At 51.2% G+C, this 3,833-nt stretch carries 2 protein-coding genes; one reads left to right on the top strand and one right to left on the bottom strand.

Translation table 11 applies throughout. The annotated features are described in order from the left end of the window. Nucleotides 1–97: 97 nt before the first annotated feature. Nucleotides 98–430 carry a DUF4112 domain-containing protein gene (locus tag H4J77_RS19120; RefSeq protein ID WP_182250009.1) on the bottom strand — a complete coding sequence of 111 codons (333 nt, stop codon included), beginning with the start codon at nt 428–430 and terminating at the stop codon, nt 98–100. Between the two features lie 350 nt (nt 431–780). Between H4J77_RS19120 and H4J77_RS19125 the strand changes: the two genes are divergently transcribed. Beyond that, entirely contained in the window at nt 781–3,051 is a 2,271-nt protein-coding gene (locus H4J77_RS19125; protein WP_182250011.1) for a bifunctional diguanylate cyclase/phosphodiesterase, read from the top strand. Nucleotides 3,052–3,833 lie beyond the last annotated feature (782 nt).

The following is a 3,833-nucleotide window of genomic DNA, read 5'->3' on the forward strand; positions in this document are numbered from 1 at the left end:
AGAGGTCAAGAAGTTTAGCATCCATAGCGACGGCGGCAGTTGGGTCTGGTTGGTGTTGTGGTGACCCAAACTTAACCCAGCTTGTCCGCCGTCCCTACTAAATTCCCGCTAATCCGCGATGAACCTTAAAAATAGCATCAAAGGCATCACCCACTACCGGCAGCAACCCACCCACAAAATCAATAGCCACATTGCGCAGCATGTGCTGCGTGATATCCGTACTGACGCCCGCCCGCCGCGCCTCCCAAAGCACGTAGCCTGCCATACCCAGCCCAACTACATCACCCAAAACGGGAACCAGACCAATAATGGCTTCAAAACCGACGCTGAAACGAGTGAAAGGAAGGCGGATACTGCTATCGGTGAAACGGCTGAATTTGTCGAGTCGTTGGATAATCGCTCGCTGATGTGTCTCGCTCGTTTGCCTCATGACATCTCCAAAAAACGCACGCAATAAGCTGAACGCTGATGTAGAGAGAGTATCAACAAAATTGAAAAGTTCAGGACTACACGGCTGCACTGGCGTCGTGGCATCGTTACTAACCAACCCGGTTTGAGCTTGATCGCGCGATCATCGACTGGATAAACTCGGCTGCGCTGCAGCAGAGGCTTTGCAAGACGGGACTGGATGACCGATGTAAACCAGCACTCGCAAACCCAGCATTAACAATGCATAGCCTTATTTTTCCGCCATCAATCGGCTATGCTGACAACCTGCGCACTTATCTGGCGGCTTGCTCCCATGGTTACAGCGGAGTTCCAGTGGAGAGCTACTGACCAATGGTTATACTCAAAAGAAACATCTGGCTGTTGTTCTTCCTCATTTTGCTGACCAGTACCGTGCTTCTCGCCAGCCTTTCGCTCTCACGCTGGAACTCTCTTACCCAATTTCACAATGTCAGTCAGCAAGGTACAGCGGCTCAATGGTTCGTTTCTTTCTCGTCTATTCTTGAGCAACAAGAAGCCATCATCACGCTAATTGGCGAAAAGCTGGTCGACGTCCAGCCCAAAGACTTCCAAGCCATTCAAGCTCAACTCGATGAGCTGATGAACCTGAATCCGGATTTTTTTTCCGGCTTTGCGCTCGTTGCCCCCGCGGGCGAGGTGCTTGTCGTGTCTTCTAATCTGGAGCAAAACAACGTAGTCAATTTACGTGACCTGCCCCAGGCTCGCGACTCGTTTATTCGCGCGCTGGAAAGCGAAAAAATGGTGCTTGGACGCACCTACCTTGCACCCCGCCTGGTTATTCCGGCCCGCAAAGCGATACGTGATAACGACGGCAAAGTGCTGGCCGTCATGACGGGGGCATTGAGCCTGCTCGGACCAAAAGGATTTTTTTCCAACAACAGGGTACTGGGTAAATTCAATCGCATTACGATCCTTCGCAACAGTGATCGTTACCTGCAGTACTCCACCGATGGAGAGCTCATTCCCCACTTCCATGAGCATCCCATGGATGAGGCCGCCTACCACAGGCTCAAACAGGCAATTATGGAACAGGCTGGTAATCAGCTGAGTGCTCCGGAAGGGAACGTCCGACAGGTCAGCTTTAGCTGGGATACCCAGTCAGAGCGCGGCATAGTCAGGGCGGTCGCCATGTACAACCCCCGCTACGAGTTCTGGCTTATATCAGAGATTGAAGAGCATTACCTGATACGGGAATTTATCAACATATTCGCCACCTACCTAGTCATCATGCTGGCCTTTCAAATAGCCATGTTTCTCCTGTTTCGCTACATCGACCGCGCCGAAAAAGAACAGCGCAAAGCACTGATGTTTCAAGCGAGCCACGATCCGCTCACTCAACTGCCCAACCGTAATTATCTGCTATCAACCTTTGCCGAATGGACCCACGAAAAAACAGGTTTCTCGCTGTTGTTTATCGACTTGGATAACTTCAAGGGGATCAATGATAACTTTGGTCATAGTATTGGCGACGGCCTACTCATAGAGCTTGCCAAGCGACTGAACGCCAGCATCGACGACAATGAATTGTTGGTCCGCCATGGAGGCGACGAGTTTGTTCTACTCACTGCCGGCTTGCCACAAGAGGCGAACGAAGAACGGGTCGCAAAATTGATTTATAAGTCCTGTGAGAACATTCAGGCTCTAGGCATGACGTTCTCGCCCAGTTGTAGTATTGGCATAGCTCGGTTTCCTGAGCATGGCACCCAGCTCGATGAGCTGCTGCGCGCCTCCGACATCGCGATGTATGAGGCCAAGAAACAACGCAATAGCGTTAATATCTTCCGGCCAAACCTGGAAGAGCAATATCTATTTCGCGTACGCATAGAACAAATGCTGCGAAGCGCCGTAGATAACGACGAAATTTTTCTAACCTATCAACCGCAAGTTGACGCATTAGGGCACTTGTGTGGCGTGGAGGCACTGGTTCGTTGGCAGCAGCCAGAGCTAGGCTTGGTCCCGCCTGACCAGTTCATCGGCGTGGCTGAGCAGTCGGGAAGAATGAACAAACTAGGCGAATACATTATCGACCAATCGCTCTCCCAGATCAGATCGCTTTATCAGCGCCATAAGCGAGCATTTCGCCTTTCTATCAATATTTCAATACGCCAGTTTGCAGAAGAAAAATTTGCAACAAATTTGCTCGAAAAGATTCAACACAGCGGTATACCCCGGCATCTGATCTGTCTGGAAATCACCGAAAATCTGCTGGTCGATGACTTGGATCATATGCGCAGTATTCTCCAGAAGCTGCATCATGCTGGAATTCGGATTGCCCTGGATGATTTCGGCACAGGCTACTCCTCGCTCGGAATTCTGCGCGATCTACCTATTGATGAACTCAAGATAGACAAGAGCTTTGTAGACAACATCCTCTGGGACCAAACATCGCTGAAAATGGTTAAAAACATTATCAGCATCGGCAAGCTCTATAACATGGACATTCTGGCTGAAGGCGTGGAAACCCAAGAGCAGATGCAAGTCCTGAAAAACTGCGGCTGCGATCTGTTTCAGGGCTACCTGTTTTCCCACCCGGTCACCATCGCAGGCCTGGAAACCTATATCCGGGGAAACAGCCCAGCGTAAACTCTCAACCTTTGCGGCAAGTGCGAAAACCCGATGAGGGTTCAACCTAAGCGGCGCGCAGTGACCTTTCCCATGAATTAGTATCGTTGGTTCGATAATATTTTTCTCGTTACGCCGCCCTTCGAGTGTCGTCAACTGACGACGACTAGTTCAGTCCAATCGATATGGCTACGAACTGTCCGACCATTTCACGCAAAAGTCATCCGCCACGTTCGCACGTGGAAACGGCACAAATTCGCGAGTTGGTCGGGGACAAAATCCATAGGCCAACGATCGTTGGCGGCTCCAGAGGCTTCAAGAGGTTGCCAAGGACCTTACAGCTTCTAGCGTCGCTTGGTGCGCAACTGAAGCTCTTCTTCGGTACATATCCGACACCTGGGCTTGCGATTGATCACCAGATCCTCGGTCTTCAGCAAGCCATACAAGAATAGATAAACGCAGGCGCACTGCTGCGCAGCAAGCTCTCTGAGCCTTGTTCTCAAGGCATGGTCGTCCCCTGCCCTGGCTTGATAACGAAACGCGTTACAGGAAATACCTACAAACTGGCAGGCGCTCCGTTCACTGATTCGGTGCTGCTGGATCAAGTGCCGGGCGACTATCTTTCGACCTGCAGGCGTTACCACTTTTTGGAGAGCACGCCCTTCATCGCTGCAACTGCATATTCCGGCCCATCGTGACCGCCCATTCCGTTTGAACGTGACCGCCTGTTCCGGGCTAACGTGACCGCTCATTCCGTTTTATCGTGACCGATTTTGGGTGATATCCCGGAATCACCGGTCACG

Source organism: Pseudomonas sp. 5Ae-yellow (genome assembly GCF_014077575.1).
Taxonomy (GTDB): domain Bacteria; phylum Pseudomonadota; class Gammaproteobacteria; order Pseudomonadales; family Pseudomonadaceae; genus Halopseudomonas; species Halopseudomonas neustonica.

What these genes read in the sequence shown, in the direction of transcription:
- H4J77_RS19125 (WP_182250011.1), top strand. Translation starts at nt 781, where the DNA reads ATGGTTATACTCAAAAGAAACATCTGGCTGTTGTTCTTCCTCATTTTG.
- H4J77_RS19120 (WP_182250009.1), bottom strand. Translation starts at nt 430, where the DNA reads ATGAGGCAAACGAGCGAGACACATCAGCGAGCGATTATCCAACGACTC.